The sequence below is a fragment of the Pseudomonas sp. ChxA genome (genome assembly GCF_030263855.1).
Classification (GTDB): Bacteria; Pseudomonadota; Gammaproteobacteria; order Pseudomonadales; family Pseudomonadaceae; genus Aquipseudomonas; species Aquipseudomonas fluorescens_CB.
Window position 1 is genome coordinate 3697985 of the sequence record NZ_JARPMK010000001.1, and the last position, 25824, is coordinate 3723808.

The following is a 25824-nucleotide window of genomic DNA, read 5'->3' on the forward strand; positions in this document are numbered from 1 at the left end:
GGGCGCCGCGCGCTTTACATCAGGCTACGATGTCGCTGGCGACGGCCTGGCCGACGGTGGTGACGAGGAAATCCGCCACGCCGTGCCCGGAGAAGTCCACCGCCAAGGTGCCCAGGTTGGTACCCGAGGCGTAGCTCAGTACAGCATCGCCGGCATGCCCGGTGAATGCATTGACGAAGCTCAAGCCCGCACCTTTGGTGATGCCGGACAGGTCGATCTTGTCCGAACCGGAGGTGAAGTCAAAGATCTTGTCCGCCGCACCCGGCTTGGAGTCGGAACTGGCACCGTACACAAAGGTGTCGTTGCCGGCGCCGCCCCACAGTTGGTCCGCACCGCCACCGCCGTAGATGATGTCGTTGCCGGCACCGCCTTTGATGATGTTGACGGCGTTGTTGCCGATGATCAGATCGTTGCCCGCACCACCGAACGCGTTCTCGACGGTAACGCCCTGGGCGATGGACACGTTGCCCACCAGGCCGCCAACGTCGGAGAACGAGCCTTCATTGAGGTTGATCTTCTGGTTTTGGGTAAAACCGGAGAAGTCCAGGGTGTCGTTGCCGCCACCGTCCCATACCGAGAACACCAGCTTGTCGGCATTGGATGTGGCGCTGAGGAAATCACGCCCGGTGTTGGAGTTGAAACCGTAGGTGGTGTCGCCGGCGCGAGTGGCGTAGTTGGCACCATAGAGCTTCTGGATCGCGGCAATGTCGTCGATCAGCGGGCCGGACGAATAGGCTTCGACCCCGCCTTTGCTGAAGTTCTGGTTAGTGTTGCTTTCGCTCCAGTAACTCATGACGCTGTAGCCACGCGTGTCCTGTCCATAGTCCGCGTCTTTGTACGATGGGTTGCCGGTCCCGGCGTTGTAGTCGCCAGGGTGAGCCAGGCCCAGGGTGTGGCCGATTTCGTGGGTCAGGGTCTGCCGGCCATAGTTGTTCAGGTCCGGGGTCTTGTTCGGCGTGTAGCTGTTGTTGGTCAGGTACCACGAGGTGCCGTCATAGCCCGCGCCGGTGCCCGGCAGGTAGGCGAACGCTGCTGCGCCGGCCTGGCCTCCGCTGTAGTTGCCGAAGGTCATGTGTGTGTCACCACCCGAGGCGCTTTCGGTAAAGCTCACGTTGGCGACATCCGCCCAGGATTGCATGGCCAGTACGGCCTGTGCTTTCTGCTGGGTGTTGAACTGGCTGAACCCGGAGATGCCATGTTTGTTCATGGTGGCCGAGGAAGCCGAGGTGAGGAAGGTGTAAGTCAGATCGATCTTGCCGTTGTGATTCACATCCTTGTACGAGGCGCCATCACGCAGCAGGTGGTCTGCTGCCTGGTCCACGGAAAAGGACGGTTTGCCATTGACCGTGAGGTTGCCGCCACGGTCATACAGATGGCTGAAGCTATCGATTTGCGAGTAAGCAGTGCTGGCTTGCGCGGCAGATACAATAGCTTTGTCTTTTACTTTTGACATAAACGTACTTCCTTGTTTGCAAGTGCATCAGTCTTTGTTCGATAGGAACCTCGCGGGCGAGGATCGTCCTATCACTCGCCTCTTTTGAAGGCGTATCGAAACTGACACAACTTGAAATCTTTCGTCTACAAATATTTCCGCAACAAAAATGTGACGTAGATTCAACTTGAGGAAGTCGCACACAGCGTTTATTGGGGGTAATTGCGCTTGCGCGGCAAATCGCCGCCGACTGTTATTTAAATATTAAATAGCGGTAAAGCCGCTCTAGCTGAACGGCCCTCTTGAATAATGGATCCAATATATTGACACGGTGTCATAGTTCAATATTAAAGAGCCACCACCCGCACTATTAAAGTGCGTGCCCCCAATTACCGGGACAGGCTCCAACCGCACTTGTTTAACGCGCCGATTAATACTTCGTCGCCAAGACCGGGCACCGTGATGCCTTCTTCCGTCGTCATGTCCTCGCCCGCCAGGATCGCGTTGATGATCGCTTCCTCCACCGCCTCTGCGGCGGCACTGAACAAGGGCGAAATATGGTCGTTGTTGACCATGCGCAACACGCTGCTGAGTGCCAGGTCCTTGCGCCCGTAATCTGCCGGTGGCAACCCGTGATTGCCCGTGGCGAAGGCCAGGAACAGGTCGCCACTGGAATCCTCGGTGCCGCCGCCGGTGCGCGCGATACCGATGGAGGCGCGTTGCGCCAGGCGCTGGCATTGATGGGGCAGCAACGGCGCGTCCGTGGCGATGATCACCACGATCGAACCCATGCCCGGTGTGCCGCGCTCAGCGAAGGGCGATGGAATGCCCATCAACTGGCGCCCGACCGGGTAGCCATCCACGCGCAACTCCTGGCGCTTGCCATGGTTGGCCTGCACCAGCACGCCGACGGTCCAACCGCCCTGCTCCTCAGACACCCGCCGGGATGCGGTGCCGATGCCGCCCTTGAACTCATGGCAGATCATGCCGGTGCCGCCGCCGACTGCGCCCTCTTGCACCGGCCCGCCCTCGGCCGCGTCCAGCGCCTGGCGTACATGTTCAGGCTTGACATGCTGGCCCCAGATATCGTTGAGCAAGCCATCGTAGGTTTCCATCACCACCGGCATGCACCAGTACACCGCCGGGTCCGCCAGGCGCTCGCGCTCCAGGGCGATCAGGCTGTCGCGCACAATCCCGATGCTGTGGGTGTTGGTGATGGCGATGGGGGTAGTCAGCAGCCCCGCCTCGTTGATCCACTCAAGGCCGGTGGCATCGCCATTGCCGTTGAGCACGTGGTAGCCGGCGAAACACGGTTGCTGTCGCGCCTCCCCGGCGCGCGGCTGGATCACACTGACGCCGGTGCGCACCTGCTTGCCGTCGACACTGGCCTTGAGCGTGGCGTGACCCACGCGGACGCCGGGAACATCGGTGATTGCATTCAATTCGCCGGGTGTGCCCAGCCCCAACGTAATGCCCAACTGACGTGCACGCATACCCACTCCTTACAATTTCTGATACGCCGGACTCGTCCGGCCACTGATGCAATACAAAATCACCGACAAGGCCAGCAAGCCGATAATGATCATGATGTCGCGTACCGACGCCGCCGCGATCAGGGTCACCAACAGGTAACCGGCGCCCAGCACGGCCAGCAATGCCGGCAGCGGCCATAGCGGCATGCGATATGGATGCTCGCGATCACGCAGCAGTACCCGGCTCATCAGCGCGCTCAACGCCACCACCAGGTACACCAGTATGATCAGCAATACACTGAACGACGTCAGGTCCGCCAAGTTCGAGCTGAAACTCAACAGCGCCGAAGGCACCGCCAAAAACAGCGTAGCCAGCCACGGTGAATCCCAGCGCGGGTGAATGCGCGTAAACAGCGCGTTGATGCGCGGCGTCCACAGGGCATCACGGCCGCTGCTGAACACCACTCGGCCAATCTGAATGACAATGGCGACAATTGCGTTGAACACCGACAGGAAGATCCCGGCGCTGACCAGGCGTGACAGGGTTTCATTGCCGTGGCTGGTCAGCAGATAGCCAATCGGGTCAGGACTGCTGATCATCGCGCTCAGCGACGGCGCGCCGATCAACAGCGCCGTGATCGGCACCAACTCGATCACCACCACCAGCCCCAGCGACCACAGCACCGCCTTGTGTACGCCTTTGCCACCACACTTCATGTCTTCGGCCAGCAAAACCGCAGGGCCATAACCATTGAACGAGAACAGACCGATGCCCACGGCGCCAATCACCAGTGCCCAAGGCGCCAGATGCAGCACACCGTTTTCGACGATCTGCGGCTGGAACAGCACGCTGGCCGGTTGTGCCGGGTTGCCAAAACCGATAAACACGATCACCAGCAACGCCGCCACTTCCAAGAGCAGGCACGTGCCGGTAATCCAGGCATTGAGCTTGATATTGAGGATACCCAAGGCGTAGCTGCACACCACGATGACGAGGGCGACGGTTTGTGCGTCGAATTTTGTGCCCAGGGCATTGTTCAGGTACGTCGCGGCGCCGGTGGCCAAGACCGGCGGGATAAACAACAGCATCACCAGCACCGTCAGAAACGTCGCATAACCGGCCATGCCGCCAAACACCCGCTTGGCATACACATATTCACCACCGGCGCTGTTATGGGCACGACCGAGTTCGGCGTAACAGAAGGCGAACATCAGCGCGAGCAAGGCGGCCATCACAAACGCCAGAAACACACCACTGCCCGCTTGCTGGATGGCAAACGGGGCAATCACGAATACGGAGCTGGCCGGCGTGACCGCCGAAACCGTAATGGCCACCACATCAAAAACACTCAGCGTTGGCTTGAGCACGCCGTCTGGCGCGGGGGAAGCACTCATATCGTTATCCTCTGTCGTTTTTTTTGGTAGGAGGCAGAAACGAAAAAAGTCAGGCGGTGGCGAGATATGCTTCCCGCTGGATGACGGCAAAGTAAACGCTGTGTTTATGCAGGCCAATGCCCCTATTGGCGTACTCCCCTTGACGATACCCGGCAAAAGCCGAACCCTTGGCTGATCTATTGAGGGCTGGAGCCGTGTTTATGAGCCTGTTCAGAGAGGTCGGCATGCATGCTGGCCTGGGCCGCACCGTCGCACACCTGGGCACCGAGCGCTTCTGGAAGCAGTTGGTACTGTTGCTGCACCAATGCCTACCGTTCGATAACGCCCTGGCGATTTTTTACCCCCTCGATGGCCCGCCCCTGGCTCTGGAAGAATACGACGCCCAGCCCAGCAGCAAACCAGCCTCGATGCTGGTGTACCTTAATGGCCTATACCTGATCGACCCGTTTTACCAGGCCTACCGCGACGGTTATGCCAGTGGCGTGTATCGCCTGGAGGAAGTGGCGCCGGACCATTTTCGCCAGAGTGAATACTTCCTCAACTACTTCCACGACAACGTGCTCGAAGACGAGGTGCAATTCATTTTGCAATTGCCGGGTACGGGGACGTTGTCGTTATCGCTGGGCATGCAGCGGCGTTTCAACTTTGAAGAAACCGGGTTGATGACGACGCTGGCGGCCTGGGTGCTGCCGTTGATGCAACAGCACTGGCAGCAAAGCACCCAGCGTACGCCGGCGATGGACACGCAAATTCGCGACGCGCTTAGCCATTTTGGCAGCGGTGTACTGTCGGAGCGCGAGCTGGAAGTGGCGCGCCTGGTGTTGCGCGGGTTCTCGTCCAAAGCCATGGCCGAGCGTTTGAAGATCTCGCCGGATACCGTGAAGGTGCACCGGCGACACCTGTATGCAAAGCTGGATATTTCGTCACAGCCGGAGCTGTTTTCGTTGTTTATCCAGTCGTTGGGGCATGACGTGGAAAAACCTTAGCCATTTAAATAAATCAACGTCAGCACGGCGCTACTTGGCAGTGTGGGTATTACCAGTAAAGGCCACTAGGAACGAAGAGTTTATTTTTGGAATCTATAATGTGGTCTTTGTTAACCGACCGACCATCAATTTTAACCATGAAGTCCGGCCCATGCTCATTGACCTTGACCCTCAGCGTGGTGATACGCATTGTATTGTCCACCCGCAGATAACCGTCACCGACGTTTTTAAGCTTTTCGCCATCACCCACATAGTTGATTTTATCGATTCCCTCTTCCCACAGCATATCGGAAATATCAACCTTATCCCGTTCGGGGCGAAAACTGAAAATGATATCCGACCGGGTACTAAGGGAATCACTTAACCTGTTGTATTTAAATGTGGTTTCGCCTTCCGGGCTAAACAAATGGTCAGCGCCGCCGCCGCCGACCATGACGTTGGGCAGGTTGGTCTTGGGTGCCAAGCTCTCGTCGGCTTTTGTTCCGCGAAATTCAGGAGCGGAAAAGCCTGGACGAATCCATTGACCACTGCTGGGTGGGCTTGCATAGGTAGTCATATAATCACCTGTGTAAATTAGGATTGAGTGTTTTTTCAATCGCCACAAGGAGTAAACCTCTTACAACCTAATACGCTAACGAACAATGCTACATCATTAAATACTGCTGCTCGCTACTCCCTGCGACAGACTAAAATCTCCCACACAATCGTCATTACCTGCCATCTAATATCTTTAACAATTCCTTTCTGGCAAATCTCGAAACAAGTATTGAATATAATTAAATATTTACAGCTACATTCCAAACATCAGCAGACTTAACGGGGTTTGTTGTTTATCCCGCTAAAATCTGTAAAACCAGGACGCAGAGCGTCGCTGGCTGCATTCCCACGCAGAACATGGGAACGATCGTACGATCGTATGGCTGAGGGCTTAATGTGGCGAGCGGGCTTGCCCCGCGTTGGGGCGCGAAGCGGCCCCAGTGAGGAAGAATGCGCTGTATCAGGCAGTTCTCAGTGGGGGGTTTTGGGGCTGCTTCGCAGCCCAACGCGGGGCAAGCCCGCTCGCCACAACAGGCCCGCTTGCCACAACAAGCGGGCTAGCCACAGGAAGCGGACCAGCCACAGAAAGCAGGCCTCCAAAGCAGGCCTAGCGGCCGGTTCGAATGGTGTTCCACACCCGCGTACGAATCCGGTCGATGTTCAGCGGCATTGCTTCAAGTGCAAACAGCTTGCCCATCATTTCCGGGCTTGGGTACACCTTGGTGTCGGTCTTGATCAGCGGGTCTACCAGGCTGTCGGCAGCGGCGTTGCCGTTGGCGTAGTGCACGTAGTTGGTGATGCTGGCCATCACTTCCGGGCGCAGCAGGTAGTTCATGAACGCGTAACCGGCTTTTTCATCCGGGGCATCGGCGGGCATGGCGACCATGTCGAACCAGATGGCGGCGCCTTCCTTGGGAATGTTGTAGCCGATGTTCACGCCATTCTTGGCTTCCTTGGCACGGCTTTCGGCCTGCAGGATGTCGCCGGAGAAGCCGACGGCCACGCAGATATCGCCGTTGGCCAGGTCGGCGGTGTATTTCGAGGAATGGAAGTAGGCCACATACGGGCGCACTTTCATCAGCAGGTCTTCAGCTTTTTTGTAGTCCTCGGCCTTCTTGCTGTGGGGCGGCAGGCCCAGGTAATTAAGCGCCGCTGGCAGCAGTTCCGGGCCGTTGTCGAGAATCGCCACGCCACATTTTTGCAGCTTGGCCATGTTCTCGGGTTTGAAGATCAGGTCCCAGGAGTCCACGGGCGCGTTATCGCCGAGCACCGCCTTGACCTTGTCGATGTTGTAGCCGATGCCGGTGCTGCCCCACAGGTATGGGAAACCATGCTCGTTGCCCGGGTCGTTGTTTTGCAGGGCCTTGAGCAGCACCGGGTTGAGGTTTTTCCAGTTGGGCAGCTGGCTCTTGTCGAGTTTTTTAAGCGCGCCGCCCTGGATCTGCCGGGCCATGAAGTGGTTGGACGGAAACACCACGTCATAGCCGGATTTGCCGGTCATCAGCTTGCCGTCGAGGGTTTCGTTGCTGTCGTACACGTCGTAGGTGAAACCGATACCGGTTTCTTTCTGGAAGTTCTTGGTGGTGTCCGGCGCGATGTAGTCCGACCAGTTGTAGATCTTCACCGTCTCGGCGGCCTGGCTGATAGCGGCCACCAACATCAAGGGCAACAGGGCAATGGCTTTCATGGTTCGATTTCCTGGCGGTTTTAGGGCTGTTTTTATGGCAGGCGATCAAGGATCAAAGCGTTACAGCATCAATACGTAGGTCTTGCGCACGGTCTCGTGGATGTCCCAGATACCGGTGCTGTTGGCCGGCAACATCAGTGCATCGCCGGCTTGTAGGTGAACGACTTCACCGTCGTCGGGGGTGAAGGTGCAGCGGCCCTGGATGAAGTGGCAAAACTCCTGGGATTTGATCTGTCGGCGCCAGCGGCCTGTGGTGCATTGCCAGATGCCGGTTTCGACGCCATCGTTGCGCTCAACACTTAAGGTCGAGGCCACGGCGATGGGCTCGCCCAAGGGCACGGCCACCGGTGACGAGTCCGGCAGGTGGGCATTCAGCGCGTCTTTGAAGTGAGTGATGCTCATGGGTTTTCCCGTGTGAGTGAAACGTCTCAGTGCATGAAACCTTCCATGAACCCGGCCACGCCGGTCGCCAATTTGCGCCGCCAAGGCGCGGTGTTGGGGTTGGCCAACACCTGGTCTTCATGGACAAAACTGCGAATGATCGCGTTGTAACCCAGCCATCGGCAGGGCTCGGGCTCCCACGCCTTGAGCGCGTCCAGGCCACGCTCGCGGATCACCCAGGGCTGAGTGGTCAGCGGCGTATCGAGGCCCAGAATCATGTCGGCCAGCGTACGACCACCGAGGTTGGTGGCGCCGACGCCCTCCCCGCCATAACCGCCGGACAGCGCGATACCGGTTTTGTGATCGCAGAGCATGTGCGGTCGGAAGTTGCGCGACATGCCGAGGTTGCCGCCCCAGGAGTGGGTAATCCTGACGTTTTTGAGCTGTGGGAAGAGTTCGCTGAACAGGTAGCGACGCAGCTCCACCTCGTCGGTGCTCAGGTCAAAGTTATGGCGCAGCTTGCCGGCAAACTGATAGCCGCCACGGGCGCCGAATATCAGGCGGTCATCCGCCGAACGCTGGCCGTAGGTGACCTGGCGGCTGCTTTCGCCAAACGCCTGGCCTCGGTTCAAGCCGATCTCATCCCAGGTGCTGGCCGGCAACGGTTCGGTGGCGACAATCAGGCTTTGCACCGGTAACTGATAGCGCCCCAACGGCGGCAACGTGGTGGCGTAACCCTCAACCGCCGGCACCACCCACGCGGCGCGTACGCTGGCATTGGCCGTGCGCACGCTGCCGGACTGCCAATGGGTGACCGGGCTGTTCTCATAGATCGTCACGCCCAGGCTCTCCACCACCCGCGCCAGGCCGCGCACCAGTTTGGCGGGGTTGATGGTCGCGACATGGGGTGCATAGATACCGCCATACGGTTTGGCGATGCGGATCTGCTCGGCCAGTTGTTGCGGGCTCAGCCAGCGGTAATCCGCTTCGGTGAGGCCCTGGGCGTAGAGCTTGTCCAAGTAACGGCGCAGGCTGCCTTCCTGCTCCGGGTAGCGCGCCGCGCAGTACAGCACGCCGCCCTTGCGGTAGTCGCACTCGATGCCTTCGCGGGTCAGCACCTGGGCGACTTCATCGGGAATGCCGTGCAGCAAGTCGAAAGAAGCGCGGCGCTGTTGTGGCGACAGCCCGGCCAGCAGGCGGTCTTCGCCGAGCAAATTACCCATCAGCCAGCCGCCATTGCGGCCCGATGCGCCGAAGCCTGCGGTCTGCGCTTCGATAATCGCGATGTTCAGCTCAGGGGCCTGGCGCTTGAGGTAGTAGGCGGTCCACAGCCCGGTGTACCCGGCGCCGATAATCGCCACATTGACGTCCAGGTCGTGCGCAAGGGACGGCCGCGCTACCAGCGGGTCGTCCAACTGGTCCATCCATAAACTGATGTTGCGCCATGCCGGCATGCCAAGCTCTCCACCCTCATTTCGATAGGCTGGATCCTAGAGCGCGGCGTTATGGGCTGTCTTGCGCGCGTGCACGCAGAGAAATTTGTTTGACGTAGGCCTTGGGCGATTGCCCGGTGTGCTGGCGGAACGCGCTGTAGAACGCCGACAAAGAGTTGAAACCCGCGGCAAAGGCCAGGTCATCGACCTTTATCGGCGGCACGGCCTTGGCCAGCGCGGCCAGCAAGTGTTGAAGCCGGGCCTGGTTGACGTAGCGGTAGAAGCTCTGCCCCAGCACCTGGTTAAGCAGGTAGGAAATCTGGTTGCGGCTGTAGCCGCACTCCGTGGCTACCCGTTGCAGGTCCAGGTCCGGGTCGAGATAGGGTTGCTTGCGTTCGAAGTACTGCTGCAGATCGTTGGCCATATGCCCCAATTGCTGGGGCGACAGGCCCAGGCGGCTGACCGTCGGACGCAGGGCTTGGGCCGGCTGCTCGTGCACCAGGGAGGCGTACTCGTTGACGCGCCAGATCAATCCATCGCGCACGGTGATCGCCTCACTGGTGCGAAATGACACCAGGCCCTGCCCGCCGCGCAGCGTAATGCGGTACTGGATAAACGCGGTGTCGCCGTCGGCACGAATGCGGTCGATGTGCTCGATCGCCTCGTCGGCGCCACGCGGCATGCTGGCTTGCAGGTACTCGCGCAATTCGGCGTAGCCCACCACGCGGTTTTGGAAGAAATCGTGGTATTGGATATCGGGGTGGTAGTAGGACATCACGCCATCCAGGTCACGGTGGCGCCAGCACAGGTGATGGCGTAACACCAGATCGCCGGTGGCTTGGGTTTGTTCGCACTCTTCACTCAAGACAGGTTGCATGGAAGGCTCTGCGGCGGGAATGCCTGGTAGATTGCCGAATTTGCAGGCTGCATTCAATGGCCAACTGTAACTTCTGACTAATGGCCTTTTGCCTAGTTTTGAGTAAGACATGACCTACGTCATATAACCGCAAAAGAACTGCCGAACGGCCCCTAAAAAGTCACCGCGCGCTTGCGAACGAATGCTATTTTGAAGGTCTTGATGCCACGACCAGTGAAGGTCATGGCCCCTGCCGCGAGCTAAAGGAAGCGCTCAATGAACAAGGTGGGCAACATGAACAAAGTGACATTTCCCAACGCCTGCCAGCTGATGCGCTGGCATTTTCATCCAATGGGCTTCGAGGGCAGCATGGACGCCCCCGGCAGCATGGTCGCGCGTCTGTTCGACCGGGCCAGCGGCGAGACGTTGATCGCGATTGCCGGCATTCCTTGCGCCACGGTGATGAATGCGGCCGATGTCGAACGCATCATAGAAGCGGTGGAGGATGAGCTGGAGTGTTTTGTGCCGCCGCTGTCGTTGCGGGCTTAACATTCATTTATAAGGCGATGACTATCTAATGTGGGAGCGGGCTTGCTGTGGCGAGGGAGCTTGCTCCCGTTCGACAGCGCAGCTGGAGCAGGCTTTTTTGGGGGGGCGCTTCGCACCCCAGCGCAAGCAAGCTTGCTCGCCACACTTATAGAACTGTGTATAGCTCCTAGCTGCGTCGGTCATCAAAAAACACCTTTCGCCCATCGACCCGCTCCGAAGCCCTCGGCACATTCACGCCCTGGCCTTCCGGCTTCTCCACATACCAGTAGCAATGGCTCACCGCCCGAGTAATGCCGACATAGGCCAGGCGCAGCACTTCGTCTTTCTGCGCGGTGTCGTAGGGCTCGCTGTCGCCGTCTTTGCCCAGGCCCGCCATGCGGTAAACCTGGTTTTTGTAAGGCGAACTGGTGACGTGCTGGCAATCCCCGAGCAGGAATACCGCGTCTGCTTGCAGGCCCTTGGCACTGTGATAAGTCAGCTGTTTGAGTCGGCGATCCTGTGGCTGCAAGCTAGAATCCACATTAACTACGGACTGAATATGCTCTTGAATCAACAGCTTATCGCTGCTTTTTCGATAAAGCATTAGCACCGTATCACCCCGTTGATAGTGTTCCGCCAACTGCCGGCCCAGCGCGGCGTCGTCCCGTTCCAGCACTACTACGGGTTGCAAAGCCTTGGGCTCGCCACTGGCCTTGGCCTTCTTGCCGGGGATCGCGGGGGCCGTGCGTACCACATGCTCGGCAGCGTCGATGATGTGCTGGTGGCTACGGTAGTTCTCACTCAGCATCACGCGTGTGGTGCTGGGCGATGGGAACTCCTGGTTGAACGCCATGAAGTATTTGGGCGAACTGCCGCGCCAGCCATAGATCGACTGCCAGTCATCACCCACGCACAGCAAGGACGAGCGTTGCGCGCCACGCCCCACATGCATCGCCGGGCCACGGCTGCGAATCTCGCGCAGGCTGGCGCGAACCCACGAGACGATCTGCGGCGATACGTCCTGGAACTCGTCGATCATCAGGTGCGACATCGGCCGCAGCAGTGGATCGCTGAGCAGCTTGAGGTTCTCCGGGGTGTTCTCACCGAACAGCGAGAACATGCGGTTATAGGTCATGATGGGCGGCGATTGATCGAGCAAGTGATCTTCCAGCGCCTTCCAGAAAATGCTCAAGGCTTCAAAGTAGCCCCGGTCCGGGTCGTCCTTGGCGAAGCTCATTTGCCCCACAGCCGTTGGCACATCCAACCCGAGATTCTCGATAAACCCGGCCGCCATCACGAAACTGTCCAACAGCGGCGCCGAGGCCAGCTCGCCCTTGACCTTGTAATCAAAGCCCGGCCCGGCGCTGGCATCACCCGCCAGACTGGTTAAAAGGCGCCTTGACGACTCATAATTATCTAACCATATCAGTGGCTTGCGACAGAATGCTTGAAACAAGGTGCGCTTTACCGCCCATTCGGCACGCACGGAAAGCTTTGCATTCGGCCGGCTGACCTGAGCGTTTTCCCGCGGATCAAAACCCAGTACCACCCAGGCGTCCAGTTCCGCGATGTAGCCGTGGCAATGAAACAGCGCACCATTGATTTCGAAGGTCTGGCGACTGGGCTCTATGCCCTTGATCGGCCAGGCGCCGGCGCGAAACCACAGATCCTCGATCACGTCGCAGAGTTCTTCATCGCGCTTGGCCGCCAGTTCGGTGACAGCGATGCGCTTTTGCACGTCCGGGTGGTCGCGCTCAAGTTCTTTGAGTTGCAGGCCATGGCGGGCCAGCGGTGCGATCAGCTCGCGAAAGCGCGCATGGCGGCCATGCAGGCGGTGATAACAGCTGTTCATCTGTTGGCGCTGGGCATCGCTGATGCGCAGGTCGAAGGGGTTGCTGTCGGCGTCCTCGAAACCGCTGCTGAGGTTTTCAAACGCTTGCAGCCGTTCGAAGCCTGGCAGGCTGCGTACCATCGGCAGGATGCGTGAATGGAAGGTGCGCACCACGGTCTGAGCTTCTTTGAAACCAAGGGGCTGGCCCCACAGGCCGAGAATCTCCATGAGCTTGTTGATGAAGTCTTTGCGCGATTCGCGGGTGAAAGTCACCACGGTCATCGAACTCAGCTCAAAGCCCAGGTAGTGGCTCAGCAAGAGGATGCGCAGCACCAGCGAGGTGGATTTACCCGCGCCGGCACCGGCAATCACCGAGGTCGAGGGTGTGTCACTGAAGATCATCTTCCACTGCGCAGCACTGGGCTGGGCATGGGCCGGCAGCAAGCGTGCTACGTCAGCCTTCATGCGCTTCTTCACGTCGGCCGTGAGTGGCAGGCGCCAATCGTCGAACAGGCTGTCATCCACCCCCGGCGCACGGTGCTCATCGGGGCGGAAGTCGCGGATCAGCAACACCTGCCGACCTTCTTCGAGGCCGTCAGCCTTGCCTTCGCGGTAGCCATACTCCACGCCGGCTTCGTGCCCGCTGCGAAAGCCGTCAGCCTGGCCGTGCAGCCAGGAGAACCGGTGCTGGGCACGCAAACGCGTGAGGCCATGGCCAAACAAACGGGCGGCGAGTCGTTTCAGCAGAGGCATTTCTGCCAAGGGGCGCAGTTCAGGGGGCAGATCAGGCGTTTGTTGCGGCACGCGGACTCCAGCGATATGGGTGGTTCTGGTGAAGGTGCCATGGTCGCCGGAATCGGCGCGCAGTTCCAGCCAATTGCTTTGTTGTCATGCGGTTAGGCGATGAAGTAAAAGTCAAAACGCCAGCAATCAATCGAATGAATTGATGGGAATCAGGCATTTTTTACGCTTTTTATCGATCATGTACTGCTGGATGATAGCCACCATCCACAGGAGATCCCTCATGCTTGAACTTCGACCTTTCAATAGCCTGGGCGGTGCCCATCATGGCTGGCTCGATGCCCATCATCACTTTTCCTTCGCCGAGTACCACCACCCCAAGCGTATGCACTGGGGCAACCTGCGGGTGTGGAACGACGACATCATTGCGCCCGGCACGGGCTTCCCGCAGCACCCGCATCGCGACATGGAAATCATCACGTATGTGCGTGAAGGCGCGATCAGCCATGCCGACAACCTCGGCAATAACGGCCGCACCGAAGCGGGAGACGTGCAGGTCATGAGCGCCGGCACCGGGATTGCCCACAGTGAATACAACCTGGAAGCCACGCCGGCGAAGATTTTCCAAATCTGGATCATCCCGAATGAAGCCGGGCTGCCGCCATCATGGGGTGCCAAGCCGTTTCCCAAGGGCAATCGCGAGGGTTTTGTGACCCTGGCCAGCGGCAAGGCCGGTGACACTGAAAGCTTGCGCATTCGGGCGGACGCACGTCTGGTGGCGGCTAACTTGAAGGCTGGGGAAAGTGCCGAGTATCGGCTGGACAGCGGGCGCCGGGCGTATCTGGTGCCGGCGACCGGGGTGATAGAAGTCAATGGCCTGCGTGCGCAAGCGCGAGACGGTGTGGCGGTGGAAGATGAGCAGGTGTTGCGGGTGACCGCGGTTGAAGACAGCGAAATCGTGCTAGTAGACCTGGCCTGACCTTCCGCCCGAACCCAATCAACTGTGGGAGCCGGCTTGCCTGCGATAGCGTCAACTCTGTGTACCTGATGTACCGAGTTGTGCGCATCGCAGGCAAGCCAGCTCCCACATTGTTGGCTGTGCGTCAGTTAGAACTGATGGCGCCGTCTACCAGCACCTGCGCCTCTTCCACCAACTGCTTGAGATGGTCTTCACCCACAAAGCTTTCGGCGTAGATCTTGTAGATGTCCTCGGTGCCCGATGGCCGCGCGGCGAACCAGCCGTTTTCGGTCATCACTTTCAAGCCGCCGATTGCCTGATTATTACCCGGCGCATGGCTGAGGATTTGCTGGATGCTCTCCCCGGCCAGTTGCGTCGAGGTGACCTGCTCCGGCGACAGTTTGCCCAGCAACGCTTTCTGCGCCGGGGTCGCCTTGGCGTCAACACGAATCGCGAACGGCTCACCCAGCGCATCCGTCAGGCCACGGTAGATCTGGCTTGGGTCCTGGCCTTTGCGCGAGGTCATTTCAGCGGCCAGCAAGGCCGGGATAAGGCCGTCTTTGTCGGTGCTCCACACCGTGCCGTCCTTGCGCAGGAACGAGGCGCCGGCGCTTTCTTCGCCACCAAAGCCCAGCGAGCCTTCGAACAGGCCGTCGGCAAACCACTTGAAGCCTACCGGCACTTCGTACAGGCGCCGGCCGATACGCGCCGCAACGCGATCAATCAAGCCGCTGCTGACCACGGTCTTGCCCACAGCGGCATCGGCGCGCCACTGCGGACGATTCTGGAACAGGTAATCAATCGACACGGCAAGGTAGTTATTCGGTGCCAGCAGGCCACCGGATGGCGTAACGATGCCGTGGCGGTCGTGGTCCGGGTCACAGGCGAAGGCGACGTCGAAACGTTCCTTGAGGCCGATCAAACCTTGCATCGCATAGCTGGAGGACGGGTCCATGCGGATCTGGCCGTCCCAGTCGACGCTCATGAAGCGGAAAGTCGAGTCGACCTCGGTGTTCACCACGTCCAGGTTCAAACGGTAATGCTCGGCAATCGCCGACCAGTAGCGCACGCCTGCTCCGCCCAACGGATCCACGCCCAGGCGCAGGTCGGCGCTGCGGATGGCGTCCATATCGATCACATTGACCAGGTCAGCTACGTAGCTGTTGAGGTAGTCATGGCGATGGGTGGTGTCGGCCTTGAGCGCCTGGGCATGGGTAATGCGTTTAACCCCGGCCAGCCGGTTGGCCAGCAACTCGTTGGCCTTGGCTTCGATCCACTTGGTGACGTGGGTATCGGCCGGGCCACCATTGGGCGGGTTGTACTTGTAGCCGCCGCTTTGTGGCGGGTTGTGCGACGGTGTAATCACGATACCGTCCGCCAGGCCACTGGTACGGCCACGGTTGTAGCAAATGATGGCGTGGGAAATGGCCGGGGTCGGCGTGTATTCATCGCCTTCAGCCAGCATCACGTGCACGCCGTTGGCTGCCAGCACTTCCAGGGCGCTGGCGCCCGCCGGGGTCGACAGCGCGTGGGTGTCCAAGCCGACGAACAAGGGGCCATTGATGCCCTGGGCTTCACGGTACAGGCAAATGGCCTGGCTGATGGCAAACACGTGCCATTCGTTGAAACTCAGCTCGAACGAGCTGCCACGGTGCCCGGAAGTACCAAAGGCTACGCGCTGGGTAGAGATCGCTGCATCAGGCTGGCCGGTGTAATAGGCCGTGACCAGTCGCGGGATATCCACCAGCAACTGAGCTGGCGCCGGCTTGCCCGCAAAAGGACTGATTGTCATGCATAAACCTCGAGAAAGAAGGAGTCGGAAAAAATGACAGTTTACTGAGAGTTGGACTACTGCGCGACGGTATTGATCCTACAAGCCATAGAGAAGTTTCATGCATCTAGCTGATCTGTGCATCACGCAGCGCCTCGCCCACCGATGCCAGGGCGATGTCCAGGTTGGGCTGCCCGTGGAAGGTGCTGCTCAACCGCAGCTGCTGGTGGTGCAGGCCGCACAGGCTGAACAGCTCACCGGGCGCCACGACTACCTGACGCGCCAGCAAGGCGTGGAAAGCCTTGCGCATGTCCACCGCCCGGGTCGCGCCCAACCAAAAGGTCGCCCCGCCCGCCGGCATTCGGTAATTCACTTGATCACCCAGGTGCCGATCCAGGAGTTCTCTCATTTCGCCCGCCTGGTCACGCAGCAGCCGGCGCAAGTGATGCAGGTGCTGGTCGATTTTGCCGCTGTGGTACAAGCGCGCAATCGCGCGCTGGCGAATGGAGGACAGCCGGAACGAGCGCAGCAGGAACTGGCGCTGTAATTCACTACTAAAGTGTCGCGACAACAGGTAGCCAAACGGCGCCTCTGGCCCGAGTATTTTCTCTAAAGAGGCAAACACCACCAACCGCTCAGGGTTGACCAGATCGCGCAGGGCAACCGGTGCCGACTTGAATCCCAATTCACCGCAGGTGTCGTTTTCCAATAGCCAGCAATCGTACCGATCGAGCAGTTGTGCCACCTCCAGGCGGTCTTGAGGCTGCAAGGCAAAGGCTGACGGCAGGCTGACCGACGACGACAGCAAAACCAATTGCACCGATTCGTTACGTAGCATTCCTTCGAGCACTGCCAGCTCCAGGCGGCCATCATCACTCCAGGGCAGCTCAAGGATACGCACCCCGGCATCCTGCAGCAGGCGCAGGATCGACCACTCGCAGGGCGACTCGACCACCACCGTGGAACCGCGCAAACCCAATACTTCGACAAGGATGTCGAGTACCCCGCGTAAGTCTGCGCCGATGTAAACGTCATCAGCGTGCCAGCAGCGGGTGGGTGAAGAGGTGTAGCGGGCCGCCAGCGCCGTTCTCAGCTCCCATACCCCGCAGGGCTGAGACCAAGGCTGCAGATGCCCTGGATACTGGCGCACCAGCTCGCGCTCAAGGCGCAGCAAGGTACCGTCCAGTGATGCCAGCAACGCCGGTTCGTCGCCACTGAGCACCGTCATACCCGGCCGCCGGGCCGCGAGGTAGAGACGTTCAAGCAAATCCCCGCCAGGGCAGGCCACCGTGTGCCCGGCAAGCGGCCAAGCGAAGTAACCCGACTTGGCCACCGAATACACCCTGCCCTCCTTTTCCAGCAGCGAATACGCATATTGAATGGTCGAGATTGACACGTTCAGGCGCTGGGATAACTGGCGCAGCGACGGTAGCTTCACCCGCGTATCGGTGCTGACCTCGTTAATCAGGTTGATCATGTAGCGATAGACCGCCTGATAAGCGAAATCAGCCTGCCGCGCACCTCGCAATGTCATCGCCCAGCCAGCTGCAAGGCCATGCCGTCACGCGCCTGGGCCCTTGGCAAAGGCGCATTGCGGGCGCCGCCGGGGGCCAGGTTCATCGGCCGTTTGCGATACAAATGCTGCAGCAAAATCAATGGCAGGCCACTGGCGTCGGCCACCCATTGCTGCAACATTTCGGCTGCCGGCTTGCCCTGCAAGACCTTGTGCAGCTCGGGCAACGCCACCAGCATGCCGGGGTGGCACTGGCGCAGGTAGCCTTCCAGCCGTTCGCCGTGATGAATGAAAGGTGAAAACAACAGGCAGACCAGCTGGTTCTCGTCCAACCCGAAGAACTGTTGGGCATGGCTGCTCGACACCGCGCGCTCCTCGTGATTGAGCAACTGGTTCACCAGCTCTTCGGGCACCTGCCGACGTCGCAGATGATTGCGCGCCTGGCCCAGGAACTCTTCGACGCCCTCCTCGTAATGCAGCTCGCGCAGGCATTCGGCCTGCAAGCCGCGCAAGTGCGCCATCAACGGCGGGTTGGCAAAGCTCGGGTGGCTAAAGTGAAAGCCCTGCGGATCCGGCGTATAAGCCATGAAATCGATGAGCGATGGCGAATTGGCGCGGTCGATGCCTTCGAGCAGGTCGGCAATCCCGATATAGGCGAGGTGGCGATACCCACCTGGGCTGACGTCCGCCTTGGGCACATAGTGCTCGCCATACAGGTCACGGTAGAAGTCGCCGCTCCACTCATCCATGCGCGTAAACAACCCGCCGAGCGACGTCGGCTTGCCTTTGGCAGTCTTGACGCTTTTGGCTCGGGCAGCCTTTTTCAGCCAGGCCAGCAACTGGCTCTGTTTGCGCGCGGAGTCGCCACTGACCAACGCGTGCACGCCACCGTTCCAGGCGGTGACACGCTGATAAAAATCCCCCAGGGCCAGGTAGGCATCGTTACACAGTGTGGCGCGAACATCGCCGGAGGTCAGATGCCCCACCATCAACATGTTGCGCTGATGAGCTTCACAGCCGCGGCTGGAGGCCGGGCGCTGATGGTTGAAGGGCAACACCTGTTCGTTCTCGACCATCAACAGTTCGACTCGGTCGTCATCGTGGAAAAACAGCCGGCTGTAGCCGCGATGAATCGCCTCGAGGGTGTCTTGCGTCATACCGGCGTGGCGCAGCGTCGCCACCCGTAGCTGGAACGTCTTGGGCGCACGCCCGGCAATACTCAACTGTGCGGCACGCAGTAACGCCAAGGTGTAGCTGCTGACTTCACCACCACCGTGGGCCACCAGCACTTTGTAATCGCCTACCTGTTCCATACCGCCAGCGGCAACGACAATACGCTGAATCAATAATTGAAGTGCGGTGCGCTCTGCGCGTGTGAAGTACCCCACCAAGCGTTGTTGAACTTGCTGGTAAACATAATTCATGGCCTGCTCGTGAATAGCGCTCATAGTTCTACTACCTGAGTTGAAATATCAGTTCCAAACAACTGCCGAGCGTAGTTGCGCGATCTAGTGCATAGGTAAAAACGTTCCCGGCGGCGCACTGTGTGCGACAGATAAACACTAGCACCCGGTAACAAATCGATAGGAGCTGCTGATTGAGCTCACCCTCCAGCGTGCCTGACCCCAAAACGCCGTACTACAAGCATCCTGGCGATTGGCTACGGCACTCCTAGGAATATTCAGACAAGCTCCTACAACCCATTAACCTTGAACTTAAAGATCTATCCGACAAATAAAACTTGTCAAACTTCAATCTCCAGCTATGCATCGATTGAAACCCACCCTTGGAATGGCGACTGCCTCGCGTCCTGGCAGAGGCTGCGTCACTCGTAGTATCAGGAAGTGCCTGCTGTTGAATCAGGAAATCATTCATAACTCAGTCCTTGAGTTGAAAGTGAAGTGCCAATTATCGGGACTGAAATAATGATTAACAGATACAGAAACTGGCCGGAAAGCAGTTCAGATAATGATGGGGGCAAATGTGCAGGGCCCAGACACAACAACGCCGCGCTGAATTTCAGGGCGGCGGAGGGAAAAAGAGCATCGTTTGCGGGGCCGGATGGCCTTAGCGCGTTTCAGGTAACGCGCGGATTCAACCCTGTTAAATGGCGCATTTGCCCCATGCGCCCAGGGTTTTCAAGCATCATTTACGAATCTTCCTACACCTCAAACAGCCTCAACCTGCAACGCTACGCGCTCGCGGCACGGGCATTCGTCCATGTAACGGTGTGCTTCTACAAACTGGTTGAACGCAAACACTGTGGTTTTCAGTGGCACCAGTACGCGGTCGGCCGTCAACTGGTTGATGTCACGCAAGGCGCGCTGCAAGGCAACGTGGTCCTGAATGATGCCCAACTCCGGCTTACCGGTGAAGTTACCGATACAGTGCACAAAGAACTGGATGTTCTTCTGGAACGCTGCACAGGCCGGGAATGGCGTCTGGTTGCCACCTTGCAAACCATAGAGCACCAGGCTGCCACGCGGCGCCAGCACATCACCGAGCAACGACATCTGCGGGCCGCCCAAGCCATCGAACACCACATCCACGCCGCGGTTATCGGTGAACTTGTTGATTTGCATCAGCAGGTCCTGCTCTTCGGTGACGATGACCTTTTCGGCCCCCAGCGACAGCAGGTATTCACGCTCGGCGCTGTCTTTGGTCGCGGCGATCACTCGCACGCCCAGCGCTTTACCCAATTGCACAAACGAAGGGCCGGCACAGTGGCTGGCGTCAGTCACCAAGGCAAATTGGCCGGGTTTGACCCGTGCCAGATCCATATAGGCAAAGTAGGCGATCAACAGCGGCGTGTAATGCACGCTGGCTTCAATCGGGCTCAGCACATCCGGATAACGGGTCAGCGCCGAACGCGGGAGTACGATTTGCTCGCCATATACCGGGTAATCATTGGGGCTCTCGGCCGGAAAACTGGCGACTTTATCGCCCACCGCCAAGTCATCCACACCCTCACCGAGAGCCACCACCACCCCGGCCATCTCATGGCCAAGGCCGGACGGCAGACGTGCATGGGAAGACGCCAGGTTCTGGCGCCACAGAATGTCATACCAGCTGATGCCAATCGCTTCGACACGCACCTGCACTTCGCCCGGTGCGGGCTGCGCGGCTGCATGCTCTTCGCATTTGAGCACCTCGGCCGGACCAAACTTGTGAAAACGGATCGTGCGGGACATCGCAAACCTCGTCAAAGTAACCTCTAATGCCATGAACTCTATCTGGGCTTTCCGGGTAAGACCACCGGTCGCCATTAATAGTCGACATGCCTGTCATTGATTCCGCAACCGAGGCATTCACCTCAAGGATCGTAGGAAAACTCAATTATCCGGTGCAGAGTACCAGCCTTTCCCCGTAAGATTCATGCCGGTCATTGTTTACATGTGGCCGCTCACGTCAAGTTTGCTGACTCTTCCAGGACACAAGATGAACCGTAACGACCTGCGTCGTGTCGACCTTAACCTCTTGATCGTATTCGAAACCTTGATGCATGAGCGCAGTGTGACCCGCGCTGCCGAGAAATTGTTCCTTGGCCAGCCGGCCATCAGCGCGGCGTTGTCGCGCCTGCGCGGGCTGTTCGATGACCCGCTGTTTGTGCGCACCGGGCGCAGCATGGAGCCGACCGCACGTGCCGTGGAAATCTTCGCCCTGCTCTCCCCGGCCCTGGACTCGATTTCCACCGCCGTGAGCCGCGCCGCCGAATTCGACCCCGCCACCAGCACCGCCGTGTTCCGTATCGGCCTGTCCGACGACGTTGAATTCGCCCTGCTGCCGCAACTGCTCAAGCGCCTGCGTGCCGAGGCGCCAGGCATTGTGCTGGTGGTGCGCCGCGTCAACTACATCCTGATGCCGGGCCTGCTCGCCTCTGGGGAAATTTCGATTGGTGTGAGCTACACCGCCGACCTGCCGGCCAACGCCAAACGCAAGGTGCTGCGCCGCAGCCTGCCGAAACTGCTGCGTGCCGACAGCGTGCCCGGCTCCCTGAGCCTGGACGACTTCTGCGCCCGCCCTCACGCCCTCGTATCCTTCGCGGGCGACCTGAGCGGGTTTATTGATGAAGAGCTGGAAAAACTCGATCGCAAACGCCACGTGGTACTGGCCGTGCCGCAATTCAATGGCCTAGGCACACTGCTGGCCGGCACCGACATCCTCGCCACCGTACCGGATTACGCCGCCGAGGCACTGACTGCAGCGGGCGGTTTGCGCGCCGAAGACCCACCATTGCCGGTGCGCACGTTTGAGCTGCATATGGCGTGGCGTGGGTCGCAGGATAATGATCCGGGGGAGCGGTGGTTGAGGTCGCGGATTCAGATGTTTTTCGGGGACCCCGATAGCCTGTAACGGAATTCCACTAAATTCCATAAAACCTTTTAATAACAACAATTTATTGGTTATTTAAGTCCATAGCCGCCTGTCTAAATCCAATGGATTCCACGACTCATGGGGGCATAATTGGGGGCAAATTTCGGTTCCTTAAAAAGGATGCCCCCACCGATGCCCCCAGATAATGCGGTTGTTTTCAAACGAAAACTCAGCGATGCCTTGATCCGGTCACTGACCGAACCTGGCAAACACGCCGATGGCGAAGTTCCTGGCCTCTACTTGGAGGTGAGGGCGTCGAGTAAGGTCGGCAAATCTCCTTCCAAGGTTTGGCGATTGAAGTATCGGCTGCATGGGAAGGAAAACCGCTTCTCCATCGGCGCTTACCCCGACATTAGCCTCAAGGAGGCGCGCGACATTGCCCGCGGCGCACGCCGCGACGTGGCTAACCACACCGCTCCGCTCAAGGCCAAGACCGCCAAGATCGAGGCACAGTTGCTCAATGAAGAGCGCACCTTCGCTTACGTGGCCGAGCAATGGTTGGCATTCAAGTCTGCCGAACTGGTGACCAAATCCATCTCGGGCTTTACCGGAGCGCTGAACAACCACATCTTGCCTGCCATTGGCAAAAAACCGATCAGCGAGATCAAGTTGGAGCACATCACTACGATCATCACTGAGTTGCGCCGCCAGCGGACCATGGCCATGGCCCGGCGCGTGCGCACCATCATACGTGCCGTTCTGGGATTTGCCGAAGGTCGCGGCTGGGTGGAGCGCAACGTGGCGCTCAGCAACATTGAGGAGTTGAAGATTCGCCACATCGTGACCAGCAACCCGGCGATCGAAAGGCCGTCCGACCTAGGCAGGTTTCTTCTACGGCTTGATGACTGCAACGACGGCAGCGTAGCCGCAGCAATGCGGCTGCTGGTCATGTTGCCGGTTCGCCCAGGCGAACTGGTGCAGATGCGCTGGGAAGATGTCGACTTGGTGGGCGCCGATTGGCGTTATGTGGTGAGCAAGACCAAGCACCTGGACAAGAGCAAACACATCGTGCCGCTGCCTGAGCAAGCGTTGGTCCTGTTACGAGAGCTACATAAAACCCGCGTGGTGGATGAAGACGGCAAAGGCTGGGTGTTCGTCTCGCCGGTCTATCCAGGCCGCCCCATTAATCCTACCTCCATGCTCAAGTCCTTCCAGCGTATCTGGCCTGAGTACGACATCACTGCCCACGGCTTTCGCGCTACCTACCGGACCATTGCCCACGAGCACTTGGGTATAGACCCCATCGTGCTCGAACTGTCGTTATCCCACCGTATGCCAGGCGCGTTGGGAGCTGTGTATGCGCGCGCGCAACTGCTGGTACAGCGCCGGGAGGCGGCTCAACAATGGGCTGACTACCTAGACCAACTGCGGCACAACGCAGCTCAAGTGAGGAAAGACTGACGACACAGCGAAAACAATCAGAAGATTTGAGCTGGAAACGATATTGATAGCCCATTTGCTCGCCCATCGCTTGCCTGAATTCCGGGCCAAATATCCAGAAATCACACTTTAGATGTCTGCACAGCCTCAACAGGTATCGTTGAGCCGACGCGAAGCTAGGTGGCATTACGCCTGACCCGTCCCGAAGAACCCAATGATGTTGTGCGCAAAATTGGCCATATTCCGTATGCCTTGCATGCCAGTCCCAACTAAACATTCTTTGATAGTCCAGACAGGTGGGCATTCATCGTTTACGACGCACAATTTGTGGATCTGCCGCAACAACAGTGGCTTCTGAACATTGCTGGCGAGCGTCGAATTGGATGTGAGCTAAGCGATGTTAGTAGTCAATTGGTGGTTGCATGCTCTGGAGCTGGGATTGCTGGATCACCAAGATTTCTCGGCGATGCACAACCAGGACTGAAACGCATCGAATATGACGGCGCACCCTTTTCAAGAAACGTCTGGCTAGTGGTTCACCACGATTTGAAACGCTCGGTTCCTATCAGAGCTGTGATGGACTTTCTTACCCACACGTCAAAATCCGTACGCCTGTAATTGCTGACAGCCTCAAACACTGAATATCCCTGGAGCCCGATCTCGAAGATGGCGCTATACCCAGTAAAACTGAACAGACTAAGATTGACCGCCTCGCCTGAGCAGAAACGGATCGTAAAACCCCTGACGCTGCGTGGCGCATCAGGGGTAAATTTAACAAGCCTTTATGTTTTTAGGCGCATCAGTTTTCGGTCAAAGGAGCTGCTGGCAACGGCGGCTGACTGCGCTGCCACACCGAACCGTAGCGGGTGTATTGCGGAGGCACAGGGATAGCTGTGCGCAACTCATCGGCGGCAGTGCGAGCCCAGAAGGGATCTCGCAACATATCTCGGCCAACCAGCACTATGTCTGCCCTACCGTTCTGGACGATCTCTTCCGCCTGACGACCACTTTCGATCAGGCCCACCGCCCCCGTCATGATGCCCAGTTCACGACGCAGCAATTCAGCCGCAGGAACCTGGTAGGCAGGAAAAGCGTTCACTTTGACCATTGCAATGCCACCCGATGAACAGTCGATGAGGTCAACTCCCTGCTCTTTCATCCACTTGCCGTAGATCAGGAAATCTTCAGGAGTATTGCCGCCTTCGGTGTAATCGGTCGAAGAAATACGGACAAACAACGGGCCTTTCCATTCGGACCGAACAGCGTCAATTACTTCTCGGACGATACGATAACGATTCTCGTGACTGCCGCCATATTCGTCGGTGCGATGGTTAGCCAGCGGAGAGAGAAACTCGTTCAGGAGGTAGCCATGTGCGGTATGTACTTCTACAACATCGAAATCAGCTTCGCGGGCGCGACGTGCGCCTTGGCGGAATGCCTCAACGACGCCTTTGATGCCGTATAGGTCGAGCGCCTGAGGTACTTGCGAATCCTTGGTAAACGGAATAGCCGATGGGGCAATAGACGGCCCCGGAACGCCCAACTGACGACCTGCGTGGCCCAGCTGACAGCCTGCCTTGGCGTCAAAGCGTTGAATGGTTTTCACCAGCCTTGCCAGCCCCCCAACTTGTGCATCGTCCCAGATACCGATATCGCCGGGGCCAATAACGCCGTTGCAAAGGATGGCTGTGGTTTCCAAAAAAACGAGCCCTGCGCCGCCCAATGCTCGAGCACCGTAATGCACGGTATGAAAATCAGTGACGCATCCGTCTTCGCTTGCCGAGTGCATGCACATTGGAGACATTGCAATTCGGTTGCGAAGTGTTAACCCACCAATGGTTACGGGTTCAAAAAGTTTTGCGGCCAAAATTCAGATACTCCAATAGTTTGCTCAAGAATGCGCGGGGCACGTGCTTCTGCTCTCTACGCGTTTTGAACAAGGCTATCGAAGATAATAAAAACGTAAATACTGCAAAAATTTGCATATAGTACGCTTAAGCGTACTGCAAGAGTCCGAGCAACTGGCCTTAAGCTTCTAGCTAATCATGGGGGCGATGTCGGACTTTCCGCCAGGTGGCTGCTCGTCCGCCCTCATCTGAGCGGCAGTGGTCATGCCCCGACGCTTCAACCACGCATCTCCCCAGTCACATAGTCCCAGGATAAAAGGCTCAAGGCTTCGGCCCTCATCACTAAGTGCGTATTCGACCTTGGGCGGTACTACTGGGTAGACAGTTCGCACTAGGAGACCGTCTTCTTCCATATCCCGAAGCTGCTTGATCAGCAACCTAGGCGGCACTCCAGTGAGACGTCGCTGCAATTGGTTGAAACGGTGTGTGCCATCCAGTAGCAGGTGATAAAGGATTACGCCCTTCCACTTTCCACCCATGATGTGCAGTGCGGCCTCTATAGAGCACCCAGGGGCACCATCATAATTACGAAGCTTGGTCACAACGGTCTCCAAAGGGCAGTACGCTTTATGGCACTACCTACAAATTTATGGCGTTTTTCTAACAAGACCCAGTGACTGTACCACGTCCGAAGTGGCCAAC

At 58.5% G+C, this 25824-nt stretch carries 21 protein-coding genes; 6 read left to right on the forward strand and 15 right to left on the reverse strand.

Going from position 1 to position 25824, the window contains the following annotated elements; genetic code table 11:
• Window positions 1-19: 19 nt before the first annotated feature.
• From P5706_RS16515 to P5706_RS16525, 3 genes are all read right to left on the reverse strand, one after another.
• The gene (locus tag P5706_RS16515) at window positions 20-1453 is read right to left on the reverse strand and encodes a serralysin family metalloprotease (RefSeq protein ID WP_285680226.1); all 1434 of its coding nucleotides are present in this window, start codon (window positions 1451-1453) and stop codon (window positions 20-22) included.
• A gap of 368 nt (window positions 1454-1821) precedes the next feature.
• Window positions 1822-2925, reverse strand: a complete 1104-nt coding sequence (locus P5706_RS16520; protein WP_285680228.1) for a DmpA family aminopeptidase — start codon at window positions 2923-2925, stop codon at window positions 1822-1824.
• A gap of 9 nt (window positions 2926-2934) precedes the next feature.
• On the reverse strand, window positions 2935-4299 hold the full coding sequence (locus P5706_RS16525; RefSeq protein ID WP_200432681.1) for an APC family permease: 1365 nt from the start codon (window positions 4297-4299) through the stop codon (window positions 2935-2937).
• A 200-nt stretch (window positions 4300-4499) separates the two neighbouring features.
• On the opposite strand from P5706_RS16525, the gene P5706_RS16530 reads away from it, so the two are divergent.
• A complete protein-coding gene (locus P5706_RS16530; protein ID WP_285680230.1) occupies window positions 4500-5285 on the forward strand; it encodes a helix-turn-helix transcriptional regulator in 786 nt (261 codons plus the stop codon).
• Window positions 5286-5334: 49 nt separating this feature from the next.
• Here the strand turns inward: P5706_RS16530 and P5706_RS16535 are convergent, their stop codons facing one another.
• The 5 genes from P5706_RS16535 to P5706_RS16555 all read right to left on the reverse strand — a co-directional run bounded on the left by P5706_RS16535 (window position 5335) and on the right by P5706_RS16555 (window position 10200).
• Window positions 5335-5841: a M10 family metallopeptidase C-terminal domain-containing protein gene (locus P5706_RS16535; protein ID WP_285680232.1), complete on the reverse strand. Its 507-nt coding sequence runs from the start codon at window positions 5839-5841 to the stop codon at window positions 5335-5337.
• Window positions 5842-6429: 588 nt separating this feature from the next.
• Entirely contained in the window at window positions 6430-7509 is a 1080-nt protein-coding gene (locus P5706_RS16540) for a polyamine ABC transporter substrate-binding protein (protein WP_200432684.1), read from the reverse strand.
• Window positions 7510-7569: 60 nt separating this feature from the next.
• Complete coding sequence (locus P5706_RS16545) at window positions 7570-7911, reverse strand: cupin domain-containing protein (protein WP_285680234.1); 342 nt, start codon at window positions 7909-7911, stop codon at window positions 7570-7572.
• Between the two features lie 26 nt (window positions 7912-7937).
• Entirely contained in the window at window positions 7938-9344 is a 1407-nt protein-coding gene (locus P5706_RS16550) for an NAD(P)/FAD-dependent oxidoreductase (RefSeq protein ID WP_285680236.1), read from the reverse strand.
• A 49-nt stretch (window positions 9345-9393) separates the two neighbouring features.
• Window positions 9394-10200: a helix-turn-helix transcriptional regulator gene (locus tag P5706_RS16555; RefSeq protein WP_200432687.1), complete on the reverse strand. Its 807-nt coding sequence runs from the start codon at window positions 10198-10200 to the stop codon at window positions 9394-9396.
• A 255-nt stretch (window positions 10201-10455) separates the two neighbouring features.
• Here P5706_RS16555 and P5706_RS16560 point away from each other — a divergent pair, with 255 nt between their 5' ends.
• Complete coding sequence (locus tag P5706_RS16560) at window positions 10456-10728, forward strand: DUF1652 domain-containing protein (protein ID WP_026013572.1); 273 nt, start codon at window positions 10456-10458, stop codon at window positions 10726-10728.
• 166 nt (window positions 10729-10894) lie between these two features.
• Here the strand turns inward: P5706_RS16560 and P5706_RS16565 are convergent, their stop codons facing one another.
• Entirely contained in the window at window positions 10895-13342 is a 2448-nt protein-coding gene (locus P5706_RS16565; RefSeq protein WP_285680241.1) for a UvrD-helicase domain-containing protein, read from the reverse strand.
• A 220-nt stretch (window positions 13343-13562) separates the two neighbouring features.
• Here P5706_RS16565 and P5706_RS16570 point away from each other — a divergent pair, with 220 nt between their 5' ends.
• Complete coding sequence (locus P5706_RS16570) at window positions 13563-14258, forward strand: pirin family protein (protein ID WP_285680243.1); 696 nt, start codon at window positions 13563-13565, stop codon at window positions 14256-14258.
• Window positions 14259-14382: 124 nt separating this feature from the next.
• Here P5706_RS16570 and pgm read toward each other — a convergent pair whose 3' ends face one another.
• The 4 genes from pgm to P5706_RS16590 form a co-directional block, all read right to left on the reverse strand.
• Window positions 14383-16029, reverse strand: a complete 1647-nt coding sequence (gene pgm / locus P5706_RS16575) for a phosphoglucomutase (alpha-D-glucose-1,6-bisphosphate-dependent) (protein ID WP_285680245.1) — start codon at window positions 16027-16029, stop codon at window positions 14383-14385.
• A 106-nt stretch (window positions 16030-16135) separates the two neighbouring features.
• Entirely contained in the window at window positions 16136-17542 is a 1407-nt protein-coding gene (locus P5706_RS16580) for an aminotransferase class I/II-fold pyridoxal phosphate-dependent enzyme (protein WP_285680247.1), read from the reverse strand.
• A complete protein-coding gene (locus P5706_RS16585; protein WP_285680249.1) occupies window positions 17539-18969 on the reverse strand; it encodes a hypothetical protein in 1431 nt (476 codons plus the stop codon). Before P5706_RS16585 ends, P5706_RS16580 begins: the two co-directional genes overlap by 4 nt.
• A gap of 720 nt (window positions 18970-19689) precedes the next feature.
• Window positions 19690-20712 carry a zinc-dependent alcohol dehydrogenase family protein gene (locus tag P5706_RS16590; RefSeq protein WP_017135574.1) on the reverse strand — a complete coding sequence of 341 codons (1023 nt, stop codon included), beginning with the start codon at window positions 20710-20712 and terminating at the stop codon, window positions 19690-19692.
• 247 nt (window positions 20713-20959) lie between these two features.
• Here P5706_RS16590 and P5706_RS16595 point away from each other — a divergent pair, with 247 nt between their 5' ends.
• The 3 genes from P5706_RS16595 (at window position 20960) to P5706_RS37025 (ending at window position 23893) form a co-directional block, all read left to right on the forward strand.
• A complete protein-coding gene (locus tag P5706_RS16595; RefSeq protein ID WP_069787568.1) occupies window positions 20960-21874 on the forward strand; it encodes a LysR family transcriptional regulator in 915 nt (304 codons plus the stop codon).
• A gap of 153 nt (window positions 21875-22027) precedes the next feature.
• On the forward strand, window positions 22028-23296 hold the full coding sequence (locus tag P5706_RS16600; protein ID WP_070413575.1) for a tyrosine-type recombinase/integrase: 1269 nt from the start codon (window positions 22028-22030) through the stop codon (window positions 23294-23296).
• Between the two features lie 306 nt (window positions 23297-23602).
• Window positions 23603-23893 carry a LysR substrate-binding domain-containing protein gene (locus tag P5706_RS37025; RefSeq protein WP_153425704.1) on the forward strand — a complete coding sequence of 97 codons (291 nt, stop codon included), beginning with the start codon at window positions 23603-23605 and terminating at the stop codon, window positions 23891-23893.
• A 181-nt stretch (window positions 23894-24074) separates the two neighbouring features.
• Here P5706_RS37025 and namA read toward each other — a convergent pair whose 3' ends face one another.
• Together namA and P5706_RS16610 are read right to left on the reverse strand one after the other, a co-directional pair.
• Complete coding sequence (namA, locus tag P5706_RS16605; protein WP_070413574.1) at window positions 24075-25142, reverse strand: NADPH dehydrogenase NamA; 1068 nt, start codon at window positions 25140-25142, stop codon at window positions 24075-24077.
• A gap of 168 nt (window positions 25143-25310) precedes the next feature.
• Window positions 25311-25661, reverse strand: coding sequence for a winged helix-turn-helix transcriptional regulator (locus tag P5706_RS16610; protein ID WP_153332835.1), 351 nt, complete (start codon window positions 25659-25661; stop codon window positions 25311-25313).
• Window positions 25662-25824: the final 163 nt, after the last annotated feature.